Annotated in this window: 20 protein-coding genes; 16 read left to right on the top strand and 4 right to left on the bottom strand. The window is 57.6% G+C overall.

Annotated features, from left to right (window positions below):
* The first annotated feature begins 37 nt into the window (after positions 1–37).
* Entirely contained in the window at positions 38–559 is a 522-nt protein-coding gene (gene phaR / locus ABIE60_RS06980) for a polyhydroxyalkanoate synthesis repressor PhaR (RefSeq protein ID WP_354468720.1), read from the top strand.
* Here the strand turns inward: phaR and ABIE60_RS06975 are convergent.
* From ABIE60_RS06975 to ABIE60_RS06965, 3 genes are read right to left on the bottom strand one after another with little or no spacing between them, the layout of a single operon-like run.
* Positions 556–1,638 carry an alpha/beta fold hydrolase gene (locus ABIE60_RS06975; RefSeq protein ID WP_354468719.1) on the bottom strand — a complete coding sequence of 361 codons (1,083 nt, stop codon included), beginning with the start codon at positions 1,636–1,638 and terminating at the stop codon, positions 556–558. The genes phaR and ABIE60_RS06975 overlap by 4 nt on opposite strands.
* On the bottom strand, positions 1,619–2,521 hold the full coding sequence (locus ABIE60_RS06970) for a poly(R)-hydroxyalkanoic acid synthase subunit PhaE (protein WP_354468718.1): 903 nt from the start codon (positions 2,519–2,521) through the stop codon (positions 1,619–1,621). The genes ABIE60_RS06975 and ABIE60_RS06970 overlap by 20 nt, the downstream gene beginning before the upstream one ends.
* A 59-nt stretch (positions 2,522–2,580) precedes the next feature.
* Positions 2,581–3,450 carry a LysR family transcriptional regulator gene (locus ABIE60_RS06965; protein ID WP_354468717.1) on the bottom strand — a complete coding sequence of 290 codons (870 nt, stop codon included), beginning with the start codon at positions 3,448–3,450 and terminating at the stop codon, positions 2,581–2,583.
* Positions 3,451–3,606: 156 nt separating this feature from the next.
* Between ABIE60_RS06965 and leuC the strand changes: the two genes are divergently transcribed.
* The 15 genes from leuC to ABIE60_RS06890 all read left to right on the top strand — a co-directional run bounded on the left by leuC (position 3,607) and on the right by ABIE60_RS06890 (position 20,790).
* Positions 3,607–5,025 (top strand): 3-isopropylmalate dehydratase large subunit, encoded by a 1,419-nt coding sequence (leuC, locus tag ABIE60_RS06960; protein ID WP_354468716.1) that lies wholly within the window; start codon positions 3,607–3,609, stop codon positions 5,023–5,025.
* Positions 5,026–5,039: 14 nt separating this feature from the next.
* On the top strand, positions 5,040–5,687 hold the full coding sequence (leuD, locus tag ABIE60_RS06955) for a 3-isopropylmalate dehydratase small subunit (protein ID WP_354468715.1): 648 nt from the start codon (positions 5,040–5,042) through the stop codon (positions 5,685–5,687).
* A gap of 30 nt (positions 5,688–5,717) precedes the next feature.
* A complete protein-coding gene (gene leuB, locus ABIE60_RS06950; protein WP_354468714.1) occupies positions 5,718–6,800 on the top strand; it encodes a 3-isopropylmalate dehydrogenase in 1,083 nt (360 codons plus the stop codon).
* 104 nt (positions 6,801–6,904) lie between these two features.
* Positions 6,905–8,020, top strand: coding sequence for an aspartate-semialdehyde dehydrogenase (gene asd, locus ABIE60_RS06945; protein ID WP_354468713.1), 1,116 nt, complete (start codon positions 6,905–6,907; stop codon positions 8,018–8,020).
* Between the two features lie 123 nt (positions 8,021–8,143).
* The gene (locus tag ABIE60_RS06940; protein WP_354468712.1) at positions 8,144–9,148 is read left to right on the top strand and encodes an Asd/ArgC dimerization domain-containing protein; all 1,005 of its coding nucleotides are present in this window, start codon (positions 8,144–8,146) and stop codon (positions 9,146–9,148) included.
* A gap of 133 nt (positions 9,149–9,281) precedes the next feature.
* Entirely contained in the window at positions 9,282–12,038 is a 2,757-nt protein-coding gene (locus ABIE60_RS06935) for a FimV/HubP family polar landmark protein (RefSeq protein ID WP_354468711.1), read from the top strand.
* A gap of 12 nt (positions 12,039–12,050) precedes the next feature.
* Entirely contained in the window at positions 12,051–12,890 is an 840-nt protein-coding gene (truA, locus tag ABIE60_RS06930; protein WP_354468710.1) for a tRNA pseudouridine(38-40) synthase TruA, read from the top strand.
* A 54-nt stretch (positions 12,891–12,944) separates the two neighbouring features.
* A complete protein-coding gene (locus ABIE60_RS06925) occupies positions 12,945–13,565 on the top strand; it encodes a phosphoribosylanthranilate isomerase (protein ID WP_354468709.1) in 621 nt (206 codons plus the stop codon).
* Between the two features lie 91 nt (positions 13,566–13,656).
* Positions 13,657–14,577 carry an acetyl-CoA carboxylase, carboxyltransferase subunit beta gene (accD, locus tag ABIE60_RS06920; RefSeq protein ID WP_354468708.1) on the top strand — a complete coding sequence of 307 codons (921 nt, stop codon included), beginning with the start codon at positions 13,657–13,659 and terminating at the stop codon, positions 14,575–14,577.
* Complete coding sequence (gene folC, locus ABIE60_RS06915) at positions 14,567–15,829, top strand: bifunctional tetrahydrofolate synthase/dihydrofolate synthase (RefSeq protein WP_354468707.1); 1,263 nt, start codon at positions 14,567–14,569, stop codon at positions 15,827–15,829. The genes accD and folC overlap by 11 nt, the downstream gene beginning before the upstream one ends.
* 5 nt (positions 15,830–15,834) lie before the next feature.
* A complete protein-coding gene (locus ABIE60_RS06910; protein WP_354468706.1) occupies positions 15,835–16,386 on the top strand; it encodes an SPOR domain-containing protein in 552 nt (183 codons plus the stop codon).
* A gap of 67 nt (positions 16,387–16,453) precedes the next feature.
* Positions 16,454–16,948 carry a CvpA family protein gene (locus tag ABIE60_RS06905; RefSeq protein WP_354468705.1) on the top strand — a complete coding sequence of 165 codons (495 nt, stop codon included), beginning with the start codon at positions 16,454–16,456 and terminating at the stop codon, positions 16,946–16,948.
* Between the two features lie 50 nt (positions 16,949–16,998).
* Positions 16,999–18,522 (top strand): amidophosphoribosyltransferase, encoded by a 1,524-nt coding sequence (gene purF / locus ABIE60_RS06900; RefSeq protein WP_354468704.1) that lies wholly within the window; start codon positions 16,999–17,001, stop codon positions 18,520–18,522.
* A 9-nt stretch (positions 18,523–18,531) separates the two neighbouring features.
* Positions 18,532–19,755, top strand: a complete 1,224-nt coding sequence (locus ABIE60_RS06895; RefSeq protein WP_354468703.1) for an O-succinylhomoserine sulfhydrylase — start codon at positions 18,532–18,534, stop codon at positions 19,753–19,755.
* Positions 19,756–19,809: 54 nt separating this feature from the next.
* Entirely contained in the window at positions 19,810–20,790 is a 981-nt protein-coding gene (locus ABIE60_RS06890) for a tRNA dihydrouridine synthase (protein WP_354468702.1), read from the top strand.
* On the opposite strand, the gene amrS is transcribed toward ABIE60_RS06890, so the two are convergent.
* On the bottom strand, positions 20,749–21,837 hold the full coding sequence (gene amrS / locus ABIE60_RS06885) for an AmmeMemoRadiSam system radical SAM enzyme (protein ID WP_354468701.1): 1,089 nt from the start codon (positions 21,835–21,837) through the stop codon (positions 20,749–20,751). The genes ABIE60_RS06890 and amrS overlap by 42 nt on opposite strands.
* Positions 21,838–21,900: the final 63 nt, after the last annotated feature.

Raw genomic sequence — 21,900 nt, 5'->3', positions numbered from 1 at the left:
GTAACGGATGAGTCAGAGTGGAACAGGAGAATCAGCCGTGCGGATTCTGCGTAAATATACCAATCGACGTCTCTATGACACCTCGCGCAGCTGCTATGTCACGCTGGAGGATGTAAAGCAGCTGGTGCTGAGTGGCGAAAAATTTCAGGTTCAGGATTCCAAGACCGGCAATGACCTGACCCGCAATATCCTGTTGCAGATCATCAGTGAGCAGGAGGCCGAGGGGCATGGCACGCTGTTGACCAATCAGGTGTTGCAGCAGCTGATCCGTTTTTATGGCGACAGTATGCAGGGCATGATGAGTCAGTACCTTGAACAGAGTATTGCCGCCTTCCTCGAGCATCAGGACCGCATCCGTGAGCAGATGCAGACCATGATGGGCGCGGCCAACCCGCTGACCATGATGGGGCGCTTTGCAGATCAGAATATGGCGGTTTGGAACATGTTCGCCCCCCGCAATGGTGAAGAGGGCGGCCCTGATGGCACAGAGGCTGGCCCAACGGATAAAAAAACCGCCTCCACCGCTGAAGCCGATACCGGCGAGCGCAAAAAAGGCTAGCGTTTTTTCGCGGCATCCCGCTGCTGCAGCCATCGGGCTATGGCAGTCGGGACATGACTGAGCGCCTTCTGCCCGGTCAGGGTACCGATATGGCCTGCAGCAATGGCCAGCTCGGTGTAGTCGCGGCTGCCGGTTGCCTGTTTAAGCGCTGTTGATGTTTCGGCAGGCACCAGGTGGTCCTTCAGTCCGAATATGTTAAGCAAAGGCAGCTCAAGTGCCTGCAGTTTGAGTGTTCTGCCTGCAAGTCTGAACCCCTCCGGTTGCATCAACGCATTATCTCGCAAAAACAGCTGGACGAACTCCTGCAGTGCCGCACTGGCAAGGTCCGGGCAGTCGTTGAGCCAGCGCTCCATCAGCAGGTAGTTCAGCGCCCGCTCGGGGTCGCCCCCCAGCTCCTCTCCCGCCTGCAGTCTTTTTTGCAGCCCCAGTCGCATCGGTTTTAGGGCCTGATAAATCTCGTTGAGCAATGGACCCGGCAAGTTGCCGTAGGCGGTGGCGGCCAGTGTCAGGTCGATATGTGCCGTAAGCTGTCCAAGACGAAAGTTTGGTTGAGAGCTGTCGACAGGTGTCACCAGTGTAATCAGGTTCCTGACCTTGTCGGGATGCAGGGCGCTGTAGCACAGACTCAGTACGCCCCCCTGGCAGATGCCCGCCAGATTGAGTTGCTCGCACTGGCCATGCTGCAGGACTTGGTCCACGCATCGATCCAGATAGTCTTCCAGATAGTCTTCCAGCTCCAGAAAACGGTCACTTCGGGTGGGGTAGCCCCAGTCGATGAGGTAGACCGGAACGCCTTCGTCGAGCAAGCGGCGAATCAGCGAGCGTTCAGGGCTGAGATCCAGTACCCAGGGTCGATTGACCAGTGCATAGCAGATCAGTACCGGTGTCTTGATTGTTGCAGTCACAGTGGGGCGATAGTGGTACAGGCGCACCGCATCCGTGCTGAAAATCTCGTCACGGCAGGCACCCTGATGTCGGCTGTCCAGCTGGCTGAGGTTGTTGACGCTGTCGCGCAGCGTTTTTTGCCGGGCGGCCATTTGTTGTCGGGCGCGATCCGGATCAAGACTGATCTTGGGCATTGGGGTCCTTGTCACTGGCCTTGGGTTGCAGGGAGTGGCGCAGCTCGGCAAGCTCACGTTCAAGGCCGCGTACCCGGCGGCGCAGCTGATGATGTCGTTGGGCCAATTCATCATGGCGGGTATCGGTGACCAGCCCCAGGGCGCTGCAGAATCGATCTCGCTGCTGCTGCCAGCCATGGCGTAACGCCATGGCGGCATTGCTGATCTCGCCCAGTGCAACACAGTAGTCGTGGCTGCCGATGTGCTGCTGATAGATGCTCTCGTACGACTCGATCCAGAGTTGATGCAGCTGATCAATATCGGTTACGGCATCACTCTCAAGCTGCCGGGTCATACGTTCCAGGGCAAGCGCATTAATAGTGCTCAGCTGTGCCATATAACCTGTTCTGGCATGCTCAAAGCGCTCCAGCAAACAGAGGCACTCTTTCAGCTGTGTAACCAGATCAGGGCGTGCTACCGGCTGCAGGTTGCTCAGCAGAGTGGCGAGCAGCTGGGCAAACTGGTTAAGGCTGTCCTGCCAGGGGGGCTGCTGAACGCTGAATAGCCCCATCAGAATGCCGAGCTGCTCCGGCAGTTGCCAGCTGTGCAGTACCCAATCGCTGGTGAGCTGGTCCAGGTGCTGCTTGAACTGATCGAGCAGAACGGCACTGTCCACGCTGTCCTGCTGTGCATGCTGCAGCAGTGCGGCCGCGAAGCGGTTGAAGCTGGCACTCTGGCGCGTCAGTTTCAGCAGCAGCTCCGTATGTTCCTGCGGAATCTGTTGTGAAATGCCGGCTGTCAGCAGCTGTTGCATGTGTTCCCAGCCTGCCTGCTCGTCGGTGCTGTTATGCTGTTCCAGCTGTTCGATCCACTGGCGCATGATGTTCAAAAGTTGTTCGGTCACCTTGTCACGACTCCGTGGGGGCTGGAGGGATACTGATCTTAAACCATGCGTCAGGCTTATTAAACGCCGCATTCAAGCAGTTGTACCAATTCGCGGGCGGCGTTGCTGAGCGTGCGGTCGCGATGATGGATGTAACCCAGCGGCCGTACGATCGCCTCGGTACCGGTATTCAGGCAGGTCAGCTGATCATCGATCATGGTTTCCGGCAGCAGGCTCCAGCCAAGGCCAATACTGACCATCATGCGGATAGTGTCGAGGTAATCGGTGCTCATGCCAAGGTTGGGCTCCAGCCCCTGCAGGGCCAGCTGCTGCTTGACGCGCTGATGGGTAAAGGTGTCGGTGCCGGGCAGAATTGCAGGGTAGCGGTTCAATTCGGTCAATGAAGGCCTGTCGATCTGTGCCAGCGGGTGATTGCGTGCCACCACATACTGAAGCCTGTCATGCCAAACGGTGCGGGCGCAGATACGGTCGTCCTGCTGGGGGGCCAGTGTAATCAGAGCCAGCTCCAGATCACCTTTGAGTACTCCTTCATAGGCCACCTCCGAGGCGGCAAACTGCAGGTCCAGCTCAACGTCAGGGAACCGATCGACGAAGGTTTTCAGGATCGGCGGCAGGCGATGCAGGCTGATGTGATGGCTGGTCGCCAGTGCCAGACGTCCACCGATGCGGCCGGACAGGGTACCCAGCATGCGCTCTGCATCCTCGATTGAAAGCAGGATTTCTCGGGCACGGGACAGCAGGGCATGCCCGGCTTCAGTCAGCATCACCTGTCGACCGATGCGGTCGAACAGTCGGCAATTGAGCTGGCTTTCAAGCAGAGCGATACGCTTGCTGACGGCTGACTGGGTCAGAAACAGTTGCTGCGCCGCGAGGGAGAACGAGCCGCAGTCGGCAACGGTAACGAAGGCATGCAATCCGGCAGTATCCATGCGGGCCTCTGGTGATGAGGAAATGAGCATGTGTTTGAGTCTATCTATTCCCTTATGGAATGCAAATCATAAAAAATATGAATTTGTGTGTTGCGCAAGGCTGCACTAGGATGAGCACCTATCGCCATGAGACCGGACAACATGAGAGGAGATAACATGGCCGCAAAGACCTTATACGACAAACTCTGGGACGCCCATCTTGTGCGCCAGAATGAGGATGGCAGCGCGTTGATTTATATCGACCGCCAAATTCTGCACGAAGTGACTTCGCCGCAGGCGTTTGAAGGTCTGCGTCTGGCCGGCCGCAAGCCCTGGCGCATCGACGCCAACCTGGCGACGCCTGACCATAACGTGCCCACGACCCAGCGTGACGGCGGTGTTGATCAGATTGTCGATCCGGTCTCTCGCATCCAGGTGAAAACACTGGATGCCAACTGCGATGAATTCGGCATTACCGAATTCAAGATGAACGATCAGCGCCAGGGCATCGTGCATGTGGTCGGCCCGGAACAGGGCATGACGCTGCCGGGCACCACCGTGGTTTGCGGTGACTCCCATACCTCTACCCACGGCGCTTTTGGTGCTCTGGCACACGGTATTGGTACGTCCGAAGTTGAACATGTGCTGGCGACCCAGTGCCTGATCGCCAAGAAAATGAAAAACATGCTGGTGCGTGTGGATGGCGAATTGGGTGCCGGTGTGACCGCCAAGGATGTGGTACTGCATATTATCGGCGTGATCGGTACTGCCGGTGGTACAGGTTACGCGATTGAATTTGGCGGCAGCGCCATCCGTTCCATCTCCATGGAAGGGCGCATGACCATCTGCAACATGGCGATCGAAGCCGGTGCCCGTGTGGGTCTGGTGGCCGTCGATGACACCACGATTGAATACTTCCGTGGCCGTCCCTATGCGCCCAAGCCGGATCAGTGGGATGCCGCTGTTGCTGCATGGAAGCAGCTGGTGTCCGATGAAGATGCCCAGTTTGATACCGTTGTCGAGATCAAGGCCGAAGAGATTCAGCCGCAGGTGACCTGGGGTACTTCGCCTGAAATGGTGGCGCCGGTGAGTGCACTGGTGCCGAACCCGGAAGCGGAGTCAGACCCGGTCAAGGCTGATGGTATCCGTCGTGCGCTCAAGTACATGGGGTTGCAGGCAGACCAGAAAATTACCGATATCCAGCTCGATCGCGTGTTTATCGGCTCCTGCACCAACTCCCGTATCGAAGACCTGCGTGCCGCGGCTGAGGTGGTTAAAGGTCGCAAGGTGGCGGCCAATATCAAGCAGGCGCTGGTGGTGCCGGGCTCCGGTCTGGTGAAGGCGCAGGCGGAAGCCGAAGGTCTGGACAAGATCTTTATTGAAGCCGGTCTTGAATGGCGCGAGCCGGGCTGCTCCATGTGTCTGGCGATGAACCCGGACAAGCTGGGGCAGGGCGAGCACTGTGCCTCTACCTCCAACCGTAATTTTGAAGGGCGTCAGGGCTTTGGTGGTCGCACTCATCTGGTGAGCCCGGCCATGGCCGCTGCCGCTGCGGTAACCGGCCATTTCATCGATGTACGTGAACTGATGCAGTAAGACGGGAGAGCGAAATGAGACAATTTACCCAACATACCGGTATTGCTGCGCCGCTGGATCGTGCCAACGTCGATACCGACATGATCATTCCCAAGCAGTTCCTGAAGTCGATCAAGCGTGCGGGCTTTGGTCCCAATCTGTTTGATGAGCTGCGCTATCTGGATGAGGGTCAGCCGGATCAGGACTGTGCCGGTCGTCCGTTGAACCCGGAGTTTGTGCTTAATCAGGCGCGCTATCAGGGCACCAGTGTGCTGCTGGCACGGGAAAACTTTGGCTGCGGCTCCAGTCGTGAACATGCACCCTGGGCGCTGGATGATTTCGGTATTCGTGCCATCATAGCGCCGAGTTTTGCCGACATCTTCTACAACAACTGCTTCAAGAACGGCCTGTTGCCGATCGTGCTGCCGGAAGCGCAGGTGGATCAGCTGTTCAAGGAAGTGGAAGCCACCGAAGGCTATCAGCTGACCGTGGATCTTGAGCGCCAGGTTGTTGTGACGCCGTCCGGCGAAGAGTTTGCCTTTGAAGTCGATAATTTCCGCCGACACTGTCTGCTTAATGGCCTGGACGATATTGGTCTGACCTTGCAGAACGCGGACGAAATCAAGGCGTATGAAGCCCGCCGCCGTCAGGAAGCACCCTGGCTGTTTGATGCGATCAAGTAAATCGAACTGAATTTTTGAGGAAAAACCCACATGGGCAAGAAAGTACTGGTACTGCCGGGTGACGGCATTGGTCCCGAGATCGTAACTGAAGCACGCAAGGTGCTCGATGTGGTCAACGATCGTTTCGCGCTGGGTCTGGATGTGAGCGAAGCGCTGGTCGGTGGTGCCGCCATCGACGCCACCGGCGTGCCGCTGCCGGATGAAACGCTGGAAGCCTGCAAACAGGCGGATGCGATTCTGCTGGGTGCTGTTGGTGGTCCGAAATGGGATACCAACCCCGACTTCGCCATCCGTCCGGAAAAAGGCCTGCTGGGCATCCGTTCCCAGTTGCAGCTGTTCGGCAACCTGCGTCCGGCGATCCTCTACCCGCAGCTGGCGCACGCCTCTACTCTGAAGCCGGATATCGTCTCCGGTCTGGATATCCTGATCGTGCGTGAGCTGACCGGTGGCATCTACTTCGGTCAGCCGCGTGGCATCCGTGAAAAGGAAGGCGGCATCCGCGAAGGTTTCAATACCTACGTGTACGACGAAAACGAAATTCGTCGCATCGGTCGTGTCGCGTTTGAAGCGGCCCGTGCGCGCAACAAGCGTCTGTGCTCGGTCGACAAGGCCAACGTACTGGAAGTGACCGTGCTCTGGCGTGAAATCATGGAAGAGCTGAAAAGCGAGTACCCGGATGTGGAACTGAGCCACATGTACGTCGACAATGCCGCCATGCAGCTGGTGCGCGCGCCGAAGCAGTTTGACGTGGTCGTAACCGGCAATATGTTCGGTGACATTCTGTCCGACGCGGCCGCCATGCTGACCGGCTCAATCGGCATGCTGCCGTCCGCGTCACTGGATGAAAACGGCAAGGGTATGTACGAGCCCTGCCACGGTTCTGCACCGGATATTGCCGGTCAGGGCAAGGCGAATCCGTTGGCAACCATCCTCTCAGTCGCTATGATGTTACGTTATTCCCTGAATGCGGGCGAAGCGGCCGATCAGATCGAGGCCGCCGTGAGCAAGGTGCTGGATCAGAATCTGCGTACGCCGGATATCATGTCTGAAGGCATGCGCGCGGTCAGCACCACCGAGATGGGCGATGCGGTAGTGGCCGCGCTGAACGTCTGATTTTGTCCGTATCCGCCGGGTGTCAGAGCTGCCTTAGGTTGTTCTGTTACCCGGCGTTTCGTATTCGGGATTCGTTTTAAAGTTAATTATATTTGGGGGCACGAATGAAGCGTGTAGGTTTTGTAGGCTGGCGTGGTATGGTCGGCTCGGTTCTGATGCAGCGCATGCTGGAAGAGAACGACTTCAATCATATTGCGGAGCCGGTTTTCTTCACCACTTCTCAGGCCGGAGCGGCAGGTCCTGACATCGGCAAGGATATCCCGGCATTGAAAGATGCGCGTGATATCAACGAGCTGAAGCAGATGGACGCCATTGTCTCCTGCCAGGGCGGTGACTACACGACTGAAGTGTTCCAGAAACTGCGCGAATCCGGCTGGGATGGCTACTGGATTGACGCCGCATCCACCCTGCGCATGGTGGATGACAGCCTGATCGTGCTGGACCCGGTCAACCGTGACGTCATCGATCGTGGCATCAATGCCGGCATCAAGAACTTTGTTGGCGGCAACTGCACTGTTTCCCTGATGCTGATGGGGCTTGGTGGTCTGTTCAAGGCCGGTCATATTGAGTGGATCTCTTCCATGACCTATCAGGCAGCCTCCGGTGCCGGTGCCAAGAACATGCGTGAGCTGATCACCCAGATGGGCCAGATTCATGCAGGCTCCGAAGCGCTGCTGGCTGATCCGGCGTCTGCCATTCTGGATATCGACCGTCAGGTCGTCGACACCATGCGCGGCGATGCCTTTGCCACCGATAACTTCGGTGTGCCGCTGGCCGGCTCTCTGATCCCCTGGATCGACAAGGCCGTTGAAGATGGCCAGAGCAAGGAGGAGTGGAAGGGGTTTGTTGAAACCAACAAAATCCTGGGTCTGTCCGACAGCCCGATTCCGATCGATGGCACCTGCGTCCGTATCGGCGCCATGCGCTGCCACAGCCAGGCGTTCACCGTGAAGCTGAAGCAGGATTTGCCGATGGATGAGATCGAGCAGATGATCGCCGAAGCCAACGACTGGGTCAGCGTGGTACCGAACGAACGTGAAATCACCATGCGTGATCTGTCACCGACCAAGGTGACCGGTACGCTGAACATACCTGTTGGCCGTCTGCGCAAGATGAAAATGGGGCCAACCTACCTCAACGCGTTCAGTGTGGGCGACCAGCTGCTCTGGGGCGCTGCCGAGCCGCTGCGCCGTATCCTGCGCATCCTGATCGAGCGTTAATGCAGTTCGATCAGACCTTTTTAACAGCCCGGCGTACGTCCGGGCTGTTTTGCTTATACACTGAAGTGAATTTGCCACGGATACACTGACTGTTCTGCTGGCCTGTGAGAGAAACTGACCAAGATGCCGTTGAAAATTGCACTGCTGGGGCCTGCCACACTGGCCGGTGAAAAACTGCTTGAACTGCTGGATGAGTCGACACTTGAAATCGATACACTCACCCTGTTCGAACCTGAAGAACAGGCCGGGCGCAGCCTGATGTTCAGGGGGCATGCGCATCGAACCCGGTCGCTGGATGCTTTCGACGCATCATCACTGCAGCTTACCTTTGTCTGTGAGGCTGAGATCGGCTCCGAGCTGAAGCAATCACTGCTTGAGGCCCCGGGTTGGATTGTCGATATGTACCCGCAGCGATACGAGGCGGATCAGGTATTTCTGACCATTCCCGAGCTGAATGGGGATGAGCTGGCTTCGCTTGATCCAGGTCGTGTTATCGGCATCCCGAATTCAGCTACCATTGCAGCCGCGCTGGCGCTGGCCCCCTTGCATCAGGCCTGTCAGATACTGAAAGCGAATCTCATGTTATTGAGCCCGGTTTCTTCAGCCGGGCGTCCTGGTGTTGAAGCCCTGGCTTCAGAGACGGCACGGCTGTTGAACGGGCGAGATCCCGAGTCGGGTCATTTCGGCCAACAGATCGCCTTTAACCTGATACCGCAGGTTGGTACGCTGCTTGAAAGTGGTTACACCGATATCGAAGCGGCCGTGCGTATCCAGCTGCCGCAGGTGCTGGGTGATGAAGGGCTGGAGCTGGAAGTCAGTGCCGTTCAGGTGCCGGTGTTTTATGGCGATATGGTGGTGATTCAGGCTGAAACGCGCCAGCCGCTGAATCTGGATGAGGTTCAGCAGCTGATGGACAGGGCGCCCGGGGTGCGGTACGACCAGCATGCCAGGCAGGTTCCAGGCCTGATCAAGGATGCAATCGGTCAGCAGCAGGTGGTTGTGGCACGGCTGCGCCCAGATGCTGAAGGTGAGGCCGGATTTGCATTGCATGCCATGAGCGATGACCTTGGGCGTGGTAGCGCCCTGACAGCTCTGGGAGCCGCAATGCGGCTGGTGGCGCAAGGATAGGAAGTGGTGGTGAGCGGTTATCTTGACCGCCAGCGCCATAATACATAATACTTGCAACGAATATGGAGCCGTAACTCTCTGATTCTTCGGAAAGGGACGAGAGCCGGGCACAAGATATCAAAGGGAGTAACCGATGCTGCGTAAACTAGCCTTAAGTCTTGCGGTCTCTGCAGCTCTGGGGGTGTCACAGGTACATGCCCTCGGCCTGGGAGAGATTCAAGTCAACTCAGCCCTGAATGAGCCGCTCGATGCAGAAATCAAACTGACGCAGGTTCGTGATCTCTCTCCGCTGCAGATTCAGCCTAGAATGGCAGCGGTGGATGAGTACTCTCTGTCAGGTGGTGTCAGTCAGACGCGCTACCTGCGCGATATCCAGTTTCAGGTGCTGCTGACGCCCGATGGAGCCGGCAGTATACGATTGCGCTCCAGTGAGCCGATTCAGGAGCCGTTCCTGAACTTTATGGTTGAGGTGAACTGGCCCAGTGGCCGCATGGTGCGTGAGTACACCCTGCTGCTAGATCCTCCCGTGTTTGATCCGACGCCCGTGCAGCGTACCGTGCAGCCTGCACAGGTACAGCGGCCTGCTGCAGCGCAGCCCGCTGAGCCCCGGCAGCGCCCGGTGACTGGCAGTCGGACAGGCTCGACCTCCAATATTCGTACTCGCATGGACAGCGAAACCCAGGTTTATGTGGGGGTCAATGACACCCTGTGGGAAATAGCCGCGCGCAGCAAGCCCGGCAATATCAGCGAGCATCAGATGATGCTGGCGCTGTTGCGCAAAAACCCAGCCGCCTTCCCCACGGGCAATATCAATACCATGCGCGCTGGCGTGGTGCTTGACCTGCCGACACCGGAAGAGGCCGCCCGCTTGACCCACCGTGAAGCGGTGGCTGAGGTTGCGCGTCAAACTCAGATATGGCGAGAAGGACGCGCTTCGCGCCAGCAGGCAGAAGAGCCCAGAGCGCCGGTGGATGTGAGCCGGCAGGATGAATCCGAAGCATCGACTGACGACAGTGCAGCCACGGCGCCGGTAGATGAGTCGGCCGAGCAGGCGCAGGGCGAAGCAGCTCCCGCTGATGAAGGACAGCTGAAGATCGTAGCCCCTCTGGAAGAGTCTGAGGCGGATGCACAGGAAGAGACCGAGGCAGGCAGCGAAACGGTCACCACCGAAGAGGCGGGTGCGCCGCAGCAGGATCCATCAGCTGTTTCGGCCGCTCAGGAAAATCTCGAAAACGATGTTTTGATCGCGCAGGAGAAGATTGATCGTCTTGAGCGCGAAAATACCGACCTTAACGACAAGCTCAACTCCGTTCTGGAGCAGCTTGAGGCCCAGAGCCGCCTGCTGGAGCTTCAGTCTCAGCAGATGGCTACACTGCAGACCGAACTAAGCCGTGATCCCGCTGCTGCAGCCTCTGAGTCCGAGTCTCAAAACGACAAGGGCCTGCTGCAGAATCCGGCGGTGCTGGGTGGCATTGGCGCCGGTGCTGTGGCCATTCTTGCAGGACTCTGGCTGATGCTGCGTCGTCGAGGCTCATCTGAGCCGGACAAAAAGCGCGAGCTGGTCAATGTGCCGGATAATCTGCGTGATGAGGATGATGTCGATCCGCCTGCCGGTGGGCGTGATGCGGCCACATCAGCCGCTGTTGCCGGTGGCGCGGCAGCGGTTGCGGCCGCTGCGGCCGCCGATGATGAAACAGATCAGCCGGTGCCCCTGGCGCCTCTGTCAGGCGAGAGTGATGAGTTTTCGCGTCCGCCGATGCAGAATCTCGCACCGGACGAGGCTGATACCGGCCACGATGATCTGGAGCAGGATTTGCAAAGCCTTGATCTGGACATGGATCTGGATCTTAACGATCTCGATATTGATGACGAGCCCGATCTCGATCAGCTTGATGACAGTGTCGAACAGCTGGCTGAAGACAGCGACGTACGGATTGATGCCACGGAATTTGATCTCGGAGCGGAAGATGAGCCGGTCGCCGAGCTGGCGCCGCTGGCTGCAGCAGAAGAGCCTGCTGAAGAGGCAGAACCTGAGCCTGAATCCGTGTCTACCGATGATGAACTTGAGTTCAGCGTCAAGCCACAGGAGCCGGAAGATGAACCCTCTGAGCTTGATAGCATGCTGGGGGATGACGATGACTCCGATGATCTCGACTTCCTGCTCAGTGGTGCAGCGGATAAGGACGATGATGGTGCGCAGGCAGTCAGCGATGACGAAGCACTGCTGGAAGATGCTCTGAAGGAAGATAACGGCTTCAGCCTTGCAGATGATGCTGTTGCGATCACAGATGACTCTGACCTTGATGACGATGAGCTGCTCGGTGAACTGGAAACTGACGAGCCGGCAAACGACAACAGTCTGCACGAAACCGTGACCGCAATGGATACTGACGATTATGAAATCGATCATGATCTGGAAGCGATGCTGCAGGGGGCTGCTGTCGAGTCTGAAGAGGATGAGGCTGACATTCCGGCTGGAGACAGCGCGGATGACGATCTGGACAGCCTGCTGGCGTCCTTTGAGCCGGAAGATGACCTGTCTGCCGGGGTCGCGCCGGTTCGCCCAGGTGAGCAGGTTGAAGAGGAACTGACCGCAAACATCTCGCATGACCTGGAGATGGATCTTGATTCCGAAGTTGATGAGCTGCTGAACAGTACCGACGATGAAATCGCTCTGGAAGAGCAACGCAGTGATGAAGCGGTCGATGTTCTCGACAAGATGAATCTGCTCAGCGGTACTGATGAAATTGAAACCAAGCTGGATCTGGCGCGCGCCTACATGGAAATGGATGATAAGGACGGTGCACGCGATATCCTCAATGAGATCACCAGTGAAGGTACAGATGAGCAGCGCCAGGAAGCGCAGAAGCTGCTGGACTCACTGAGCTGACAAAGACATTCAATGAGTAAACAGAACTCTTCCGGGGCGATTTCGATCGCCCCTTTTCGTTATGCTCTAGCTGTTGAGTATGTAGGAGCCGCCTACCGTGGCTGGCAGTTGCAGGCGCATGACAAGGTGCCCACGATCCAGGCTGAGGTAGAGCGGGCCTTGTCGGTGGTTGCCAACCATCCTGTTCAGGTTGTCTGTGCCGGGCGTACCGATGCCGGGGTTAATGCCAGCCATCAGGTGATTCATTTTGACAGCTGGGCAGAACGTGATGAACGCGCCTGGGTGTTGGGCACCAATTGCCATCTGCCTGATGACATCTCGATCAAGTGGGCTACCACCGTGCCCGGGTGCTTTCACGCCCGCTTTTCAGCACGGGAGCGACGCTACCGCTACCTGATTTACACGTCGCCCTCACGTCCTGCCATTCTGGCAGGAGGGGTCACCTGGACGCATCGCACGCTGAATACCGAACGTATGCAGGAGGCGGCCGAACACCTGCTGGGCGAGCATGACTTTACCTCCTACCGAGCGGTTGGATGCCAGGCGCGCAGTCCGGTACGCGAAATTCGCAAGTTGAGCGTGTATCAAAGTGGGCGGCTGGTCGTGATTGATGTCAGTGCGAACGCTTTCCTGCATCATATGGTACGTAATATTGCCGGTGTGCTGATGGCGGTCGGTGCCGGAGATCGTTCACCTGACTGGGCGCTTGAAGTATTACAGGCCAGAGATCGACGCCAGGGTGGAGTTACAGCGCCACCTGATGGTCTGTACTTCGTGGATGTGCGCTACCCGGATATATTCAGGTTGCCGCCGTCGGACCCGGGCCCCTATTTTCTGTCATCAGGAAACTGACGCCTTGCCACGGCTTTGCTAATATTATGCGCCTGCCTCCGAGACGAGAATGCGATGACCACTCGAATCAAGATATGCGGTATTACCTGTCGTGAAGATGCTGTCGCTGCAGTGACGGCAGGGGCGGATGCGCTTGGATTTGTATTCTACGAACCCAGTTCGCGTTATGTTGATCCTGCCGTTGCGGCTGATATCATCAGCACACTACCGCCGTTTATTACCAGTGTAGGGCTGTTTGTCGATGCCCCGCAGGAGCAGGTTCAGCGGGTGATTGACCTGGCGGGCCTGGATCTGCTCCAGTTTCATGGTGATGAAACCGAGCAGCAGTGCAGCCGCTTCAGTCGCCCCTATATCAAGGCATTGCGAGTGCGTCCGGGGCTTGATGTCGAGTCAGCGGCCGCTGTCTACCGCTCTGCGCGAGGGCTGCTGCTTGATGCCTATCGCCCCGGCGTGCCGGGTGGCACGGGTGAGGTGTTTGACTGGGCGCTGATTCCTCGGACGCTTGCGGGTGATATTACGCTGGCGGGTGGCTTGACCCCCGCCAATGTGGCCGCGGCGATCACTCAGGTGCAGCCCTACGCCGTCGATGTGTCGGGAGGGGTTGAAGCGGCTCCCGGGCGCAAGGACAAAACGAAAATGTGCGCCTTTGCTGCTGCAGTCAGAGCCCTGAGCTGAGTCTCGGTCGCACCTTGGGTGCAGGCTTAACGAATTCATATCGCCAGTGGGTGCCGAATGGACCGGCTGGCCGCCGATAGGATAGTGAGAGATGAGTAACTGGCTGGAAAAAATTGTACCTTCGCTGGTACGCAACGAAAAAAAGCGTACCAATATTCCAGAAGGTCTTTGGAAGAAGTGTCCCAAGTGTGACTCCATACTCTATCGCCCGGAGCTTGAGAAAAATCTCAATGTCTGCCCCAAGTGCGATCATCATATGCGTGTGCATGCGCGTCGTCGCCTTGAGCTGTTCCTTGATGAAGGCTCGCGTGAAGAGATCGGTGCTGATGTAACGCCGGTTGATCGTCTCAAGTTCCGCGACTCCAAAAAGTACAAGGACCGCCTGTCTGCTGCGCAGAAGGAAACCGGTGAAAAGGATGCCCTGATCGCCATGCGGGGCACGCTGGAAGGGTTGCCGGTTGTTGCGGTTGCGTTCGAGTTCAGTTTCATGGGGGGCTCCATGGGGGCGGTGGTTGGTGAGCGTTTTGTGCGTGCCGCCAATGTTGCGCTGGAAGAGGGCATCCCCCTGATCTGCTTCTCGGCTTCGGGTGGGGCGCGCATGCAGGAGGCCCTGATCTCCCTGATGCAGATGGCCAAGACCAGCGCTGCGCTTGAAAAGCTCAAGCAGGCGGGGATTCCGTATATTTCGGTACTGACCGATCCTGTCTATGGTGGTGTCTCTGCATCACTGGCGATGCTGGGTGACCTGAACGTGGCTGAGCCCAATGCACTGATCGGTTTTGCGGGCCCGCGAGTCATCGAGCAGACCGTACGCGAGAAACTGCCGGAAGGCTTCCAGCGCAGCGAATTTCTGCTGGAGCATGGTCAGGTCGACATGATCATCAGCCGTAATGAAATGCGTACACGTCTCGCTGCCATCCTCTGCAAACTGACGCTGCGCCCCATGTGTGGTGTTGCTGAAGAGGACGAGGGTGTTGCTGACGACAGTGAAGCGGTCCGTGATGACAGCTGAGCGGCCGCTGGATCTTTCAGGCTGGCTGGCACGTATCGAAGCCTGCCATCCAGCTGAAATTGAGCTTGGGCTTGATCGGTTGCAGCAGGTTGCACAGCGCCTGCCAATCGACCTGGCGTCTGTCTGCAAGATCGTGATTGCAGGCACCAACGGCAAGGGCTCAACGCTCACCATGCTGGACGCCATTCTCGGGCGCGCCGGTTATACAACCGGCAGCTACACTTCGCCGCATTTTCTGCGCTACAACGAGCGTATCTGTATCTCTGGGCAGCCGGTTGACGATGCGACTCTGTGCGAAGCCTTTGCGTTGATTGAGCAGGCGCGAGAGGCAACTCCATTAACCTATTTTGAGTACGGTACACTGGCCGCATTGCTGATTTTCAGTCAGCGTCAGGTTGATGTGGCACTCCTCGAAGTGGGGCTTGGGGGGCGGCTGGATGCGGTCAATATCGTGGATGCCGACATTGCGCTGGTGACCACCATTGCATTGGACCATACCGACTGGCTTGGCCCGGACCGAGAGTCAATCGGACGCGAGAAGGCGGGTATATTCCGTGCCGGCAAGCCCGCTTTGTGCGGTGATCCGCACCCCCCGGCTAGTCTGCTTGATTATGCTCGCACACTGGGAACACCGCTTCAGCTGCAGGGTGTTGATTTCAGTTATGAGCTCAAGACCGATCAGTGGTCCTGGCAGAGCGATGGCAGGCATCTTGATGCGCTGCCAGTACCAGCGCTGCCGTTACCCAATGCAGCGCTGGTACTGGCTGCACTGCAGCACTTCCCTTATCCGATCGCTGAACAATCAATTCGAGAAGGGTTGGCACGGGCTCGCCTGAAAGGCCGCCTGCAGCCCGTGCAACTGGGCCTGGTGAGTGCCACCGTGGATGTGGCGCATAACCCTGAAGCGGCAAGCTACCTTGCTCACTGGCTGTCACAAAGGGCTTGTGACGGACAGGTTCACCTTGTGCTGGGAATGTTGGCAGACAAGGATATAGAGGCGGTCGTGCAGATTTTGGCTCCGGTGATTGATGTTTGGCACCCCGTATCACTGGATGTGCCGCGAGGCGCCGGACGTGAACGACTGGAGGCGGCACTGCTTGGAGCCGGCATAGCCCGAGACCGTATTCGGGGGGCTGACAGTGTTGCCTCGGCCGTCAGCCAACTGCAGTCGATGCCGGCTGCAGATCGACTGCTGCTGGCCGGCTCCTTCTTTACAGTTGCGCAGGCACTGGAACTGGCGGAACAGGAATAACAGCCATGACCGAGCAGCAGAAAAAACAACTGGTGGGTGCGGCTGCACTGCTTGTATCCGCCTTGATACTGTTCCCACTGTTGCTGGATGGTTCAGGCTATCGTGAGCGCCATCTGCAGGAACGTATTCCCCAGGCGCCCGAGCTTCCTGCCAGAGTGGATATTGAGCCGGTTGAGTCGATACCCGAACGTGAGTCCGAACTCCCTGCGCCAGCTGAACCGGCGGTGATCAGTGTGCCGGTACCTGAGCTGGCTGACGCCATTGATGCGCAGAAGCCACAGGTCAGTGCTCAGCAAGACACACCGGTGCTGGATGAGCAGCAGGTTCCGGTGGCCTGGACGCTGCAACTGGCCAGCTTCAAGGATGAGGCCAATGCCCGCTCCCTGCGCAGTGAGCTGGTGGATGCCGGCTACAAGGTCTACATCCGGCATGGGCCTGATCTGGTGCGTGTTTTTGTCGGACCGGATCTGCAGCGCTCGCGTCTGGAGGCATTGCAGGCGCGGCTCAAGTCAGATTATGCGCTGGATGGCATGATCGTGCGCTTTACTACACAGTGAATTGGTCATTGGGTTGGGCTGCTGGCTCTGATAGAATGCGCGCTGTTTTCGGGACTGGCGACTGACGATGAACTGGGCTGACTGGACCATTCTTGCCATCATAGCGATCTCTACTCTGATGAGCCTCAAGCGTGGCTTTGTGCGAGAAGCGATCTCTCTGCTGACCTGGGTGACGGCGTTTGTGATTGCACGTCTTTTTGCCGGTTCACTGAGCTATCTGCTTGAGGCTTACGTTCAGACGCCCTCACTGCGCTTCGCCGCCGCCTTTGCTATTCTGTTTATCGTCACGCTGATTGCCGGTGCATTGCTTGGCGCCCTGTTTACTGCATTGGTGCAGGCAACGGGGCTTACAGCATCGGACCGAGTGCTGGGCATGGGGTTTGGTGCCGTGCGTGGTGGGCTGGTCGTGGTTGTGATCGTTGCATTGCTGGGCATGACACCGGCAGTGCAGGACAGCTGGTGGCAGGGGTCCCAACTGATTCCCCATTTTGTACTGCTTGAGGGCTGGACCAAAGAGGTCGCCAGTGACGTCGGGCAGGTAATCTGGAATATTGGTCGCTGAGTCTTGAAATCAGCGCCATCCTAAAGCTACATCCTTCTGAGGTGGATTGAATGTGCGGTATCGTCGGCGTAGTTGCCAAGTCGTTTGTTAACCAGACTATTTTTGATGCACTGACGGTGCTTCAGCACCGCGGTCAGGACGCGGCCGGCATGGTGACCTGTGAAGGTGATCGCTTTTTTCTGCGCAAGGACAACGGGCTGGTGAACGAGGTGTTCCGCACCCGGCACATGAAAAAGCTCAACGGCAATATGGGGATTGGTCATGTGCGCTATCCGACTGCCGGCAGTAACAGTTCAGCCGAAGCGCAGCCGTTCTATGTCAACTCTCCCTACGGGATTGCGCTGGCGCACAACGGCAATCTGACCAATGCTGACAAGCTGGCTGATGAAATTTTCCGCTCGGATCTGCGTCACATCAACACCACCTCTGACTCTGAAGTTCTGCTGAACATTTTTGCTCATGAGCTGCAGCAGATCGGCAAGCTGCAGCCCACCGCCGATGATATCTTCAATGCGGTGGAGAAAGTGCATGCGCGCTGTCAGGGTGGTTATGCGGTGGTGGCAATGATTACCGGCTACGGCATCGTTGCGTTTCGTGATCCCTGTGGCATTCGACCGCTGGTGTATGGCAAACGCGTAACGAGCCAGGGTGAAGAGTACATGGTCGCTTCCGAAAGCGTAGCGCTGGATACGTCCGGCTACACGCTGGTGCGCGATCTGGCACCGGGTGAAGCGATCTTCATCGACACGCAGGGCCAGGTTTCCACGCGCCAGTGTGCGCAGGTAAGTCGTGTCGCCCCGTGCCTGTTCGAGTTTGTTTACCTGGCGCGCCCGGACTCAATCATTGACGGTGTTTCCGTTCACCATTCCCGCATGGAGATGGGCGTCAAGCTGGCGGAAAAAGTGATGCGCGAACGTCCGGATCATGACATTGATGTTGTCATCCCGATTCCTGACACCAGCCGTACAGCGGCACTGGAAATGGCCAACACTCTCGGCGTCAAGTTCCGTGAAGGCTTTATCAAGAACCGCTATATCGGCCGTACCTTTATCATGCCGGGGCAAACTCTGCGCAAGAAATCCGTGCGCCAGAAGCTGAACCCGATCATGGCCGAATTCCGAGACAAGGTCGTGATGCTGGTGGATGACTCCATCGTACGTGGTACTACCTCAAAGCAGATTGTACAGATGGCGCGTGATGCCGGTGCCCGCAAGGTCTATTTTGCCTCGGCTGCACCTGAAGTTCGCTTCCCGAATGTCTATGGCATCGATATGCCGTCTGCCAGTGAACTGATCGCCCACGGTCGCACCGCCGATGAAGTCGGCGAGTACATTGGCTGTGACTGGATGCTGTATCAGGATCTGGATGACCTGAAGGAATCCGTTACCTGCTTCAATCCTGAGATCACTGAATTCGATACCTGTGTGTTTGATGGGCGTTACGTCACCGGTACGGTGGACGAGGACTACCTCGCGCGCGTGGATGCGAAGCGAAACGATGGTGCCATGTCGGCGTCTGACCCTTCGGTGGAAGACAGTAATGAGTCGGCTGACCTGCACAGCAAGATCGATTGAGGGTCGGGAATGAGCCAGTCTAAATTCGAGCGTGAAGCCCGTATCCAGTTCAGCCCTGAAGGGTACGAACTGGATACGCTGTCCGTGCGTGCAGGTCAGCACCGTACCGCTGAGGGCGAGCATGGTGATCCGATCTTCACTACCTCCAGTTTTGTGTTCTCAAGTGCCCGTGAGGCGGCCGCCCGTTTCGGTGGTGATGAGGATGGCAATATCTACTCCCGTTTTACCAACCCCACGGTGCAGGCGTTCGAAGAGCGTATTGCCGCGCTGGAAGGGGGGGAGCGTGCGGTTGCAACGGCGTCAGGTATGGCTGCGATCCAGAGCCTGGTACTGGCCCTGTTGAAACAGGGCGATCATGTTGTCTGCTCGCGCAGTGTATTCGGCTCGACCGTATCCCTGTTCAACAAATACATCAGCCGCGCCGGCATCAGTACAACGTTTGTTGATCCGACCGATGTATCAGCCTGGGAAGCGGCGATTACTCCGGCAACACGCCTGCTGTTCATGGAAACACCGTCCAATCCGCTGGCAGAGCTGACGGACATTGCCGCTGTGGCCGAGATCGCCCATCGCAATGATGCACTGCTGGCCGTTGACAACTGTTTCCTGACGCCGGCACTGCAGCGACCGCTGCTGCTGGGTGCCGATATCGTCATGCACTCCGCAACCAAGTATCTGGATGGCCAGGGTCGCTGTGTTGGTGGTGTGCTGGTGGGGCGAGACAAGGAGATGGAAGAAGTGTTTGGCCTTATCCGTACCGGTGGCGCCTGCATGAGCCCGTTCAATGCCTGGGTATTCCTTAAGGGGCTTGAGACCCTGCCGCTGCGGATGCGTGCACATTCCGAGAGCGCGCTGGAGATGGCTGCCTGGCTGCAGCAGCAACCGGGGATTCGCAAGGTCTACTATTCGGGACTGCCATCGCACCCGCAGCATGCACTGGCCTGTCAGCAGCAATCGGCTTTCGGCGGTGTGCTTTCGTTCGAGGTTGAAGGCGAGCGTGAAGAGGCCTGGCGCTTTATCGATGCCACACGCATGGTTTCGATTACCGGTAACCTGGGCGACGTCAAAACGACCATCACCCATCCGGCAACCACTACGCATGGGCGCATGAGCGTCGAAGAGCGTGAGGCGGCCGGTGTGCGTGAAGGCCTTATCCGCCTGTCGGTTGGGCTGGAGTCACTGGATGACATCAAGGCCGACATGCAGCTTGGTCTTGCTGCGCTGCGTAATTAAACACATCCGGCTGCGGGTGTTCTGCCCGCAGCCTGTTGCCTGATACCGCTCCTGATGAAAATCCTGCTGGCCCCGATGGAGGGCGTTCTCGATCATACCCTGCGTGACATCCTGACCCGTGTTGGCGGTATTGATCTGTGCGTCACCGAATTCATCCGGGTGACCGACCAGCTGTTGCCGCAATCCGTGTTTCATCGCCTGGCACCTGAGCTTGGTAAGGGGAGTGTAACCCCCTCGGGCACTCCGGTGATTGTTCAGTTGTTGGGTAACGACCCGGCGGCGCTGGGTGAAAATGCCGTGCAGGCGTTTGAGATGGGCGCCCCCGGTATCGATCTTAATTTCGGCTGCCCGGCGAAGACCGTTAATAAAAGTCGTGGCGGCGCCATTCTGCTGAAAGACCCTGAAGAGGTGTATTCAATAACGTCCGGCGTGTGCCGAGCGCTGAATCAGCGTGTGCCGTTAACCGCAAAAATGCGACTTGGCTTTTATGATAAATCGTTGGCGCTGGAGAACGCTCAGGCGCTTGAAGCGGCGGGCGCGCGTCAGATTGTGGTACATGCGCGCACTAAGGTTGAGGGCTATCGCCCCCCGGCGCATTGGGAGTGGATCGCCCGCATTCGCGAGTCAGTATCCATTCCGGTGATCGCCAATGGTGAAGTGTGGACGCTGGAGGATCACCGGCGCTGCCGTGAGGTCAGTGGCTGTGAGGATGTGATGATCGGTCGTGGCCTGATAGCGAATCCTTTCCTGGCGTTGCAGATCAAGGGGCTGACCGGATACGAAGCACATGATCGGTGCTGGCCTGAAGTCCTGTGGCTGGTGCTGCAATACCACCGTCTGGTCATGCAGCGGATACAGCCTCGCCATGTTCACGGCCGCACCAAGCAGTGGCTGCAGATGATGAAGCGACACTACCCCGAAGCCGAGCTTCTGTTTACCCAATTGCGTACCGAGCGTGATGCGCAGGCCATTGAGTGCCTGCTTGTACGTGAATCAGACCGCCTTGGCATCAATCCGGATCGGCAATCGACGTGAGCCCCAGTGGCCATGATCGGCCTCGAATACACCCGGAATGCGGTACTGACATTGAGTGCAGCAGCCGTCCGCCGTCAAATTCCATTCGGTAATACGATAGCCATCACGACAAATCACGGCGCTGGCGCATTGCGGACACCAGGTCGTATTGCCTTCGGGGTCGGGCAGGTTGCCGGTATAGACAAAGTGCAGGCCCTGCTCAAGTGCGATCTGACGAGCGCGCCGCAATGTTTCGATGGGTGTTGCCGGATAATCTCGCATCTTCCAGTCGGGGTGAAAGGCCGTGAAATGCAGCGGTACATCAGCCCCAAGGTGGGTGCGTATCCAGTGGCTTAGCGCCTCCAGCTCCGTATCACTGTCATTCTCGCCCGGAATCAGCAGGGTCGTGATTTCAAGCCAGGTGTTTGTTTCGTGGAAGATGTATTCCAGTGTGTCCAAAACCGGCTGTAGCTGGCCACCACATATTTTTTCATAAAAGCGTTCACTGAACGCCTTCAGATCCAGGTTGGCGGCATCCATCACGGCATAGAACTCCTCCCGTGGCTCTGGGCAAACATAGCCAGCCGTGACGGCGACTGAGCGAATGTCCTGTTCATGGCAGGCCTTGGCTATATCAATTGCATACTCATGAAAAATAACCGGGTCGTTGTAGGTGAAGGCAATGCTGCGACAGCCGTGCTGGGCGGCCGCAGCTGCAAGGTCTGAGGGTGAGGCCTGATCGCACAGTCGGTCGGTTTCCCGTGAGCGTGAGATGTCCCAGTTCTGACAGAATTTGCAGGCCAGATTGCAACCGGCGGTTCCAAATGAAAGCACCGGAGTGCCGGGCAGGAAATGGTTCAGCGGTTTTTTCTCGATGGGGTCGATACAAAATCCGCTGGAACGACCGTAACTGAACAGTCTGATCTGATCATGCTCGCGCCCACGGACAAAACAGAGTCCGCGCTGCCCCTCATTGAGCTGGCAGAAGCGGGGGCAAAGGTCGCATTGCACCTTGCCGTTGTCCAGACGGTGCCAGTAGCGTGTTGGAACACTGGTTTCGGGCTTCATGATCTGCGAATCCACTCTTCATGACTATACTCTGAGCATAGCAAAGCATCTGCGGAGAGAGGT

Source organism: Marinobacterium sp. MBR-109 (assembly GCF_040547565.1).
Lineage (GTDB): Bacteria > Pseudomonadota > Gammaproteobacteria > Pseudomonadales > Balneatricaceae > Marinobacterium.
This window is presented reverse-complemented; position numbering and strand designations above follow the sequence as displayed.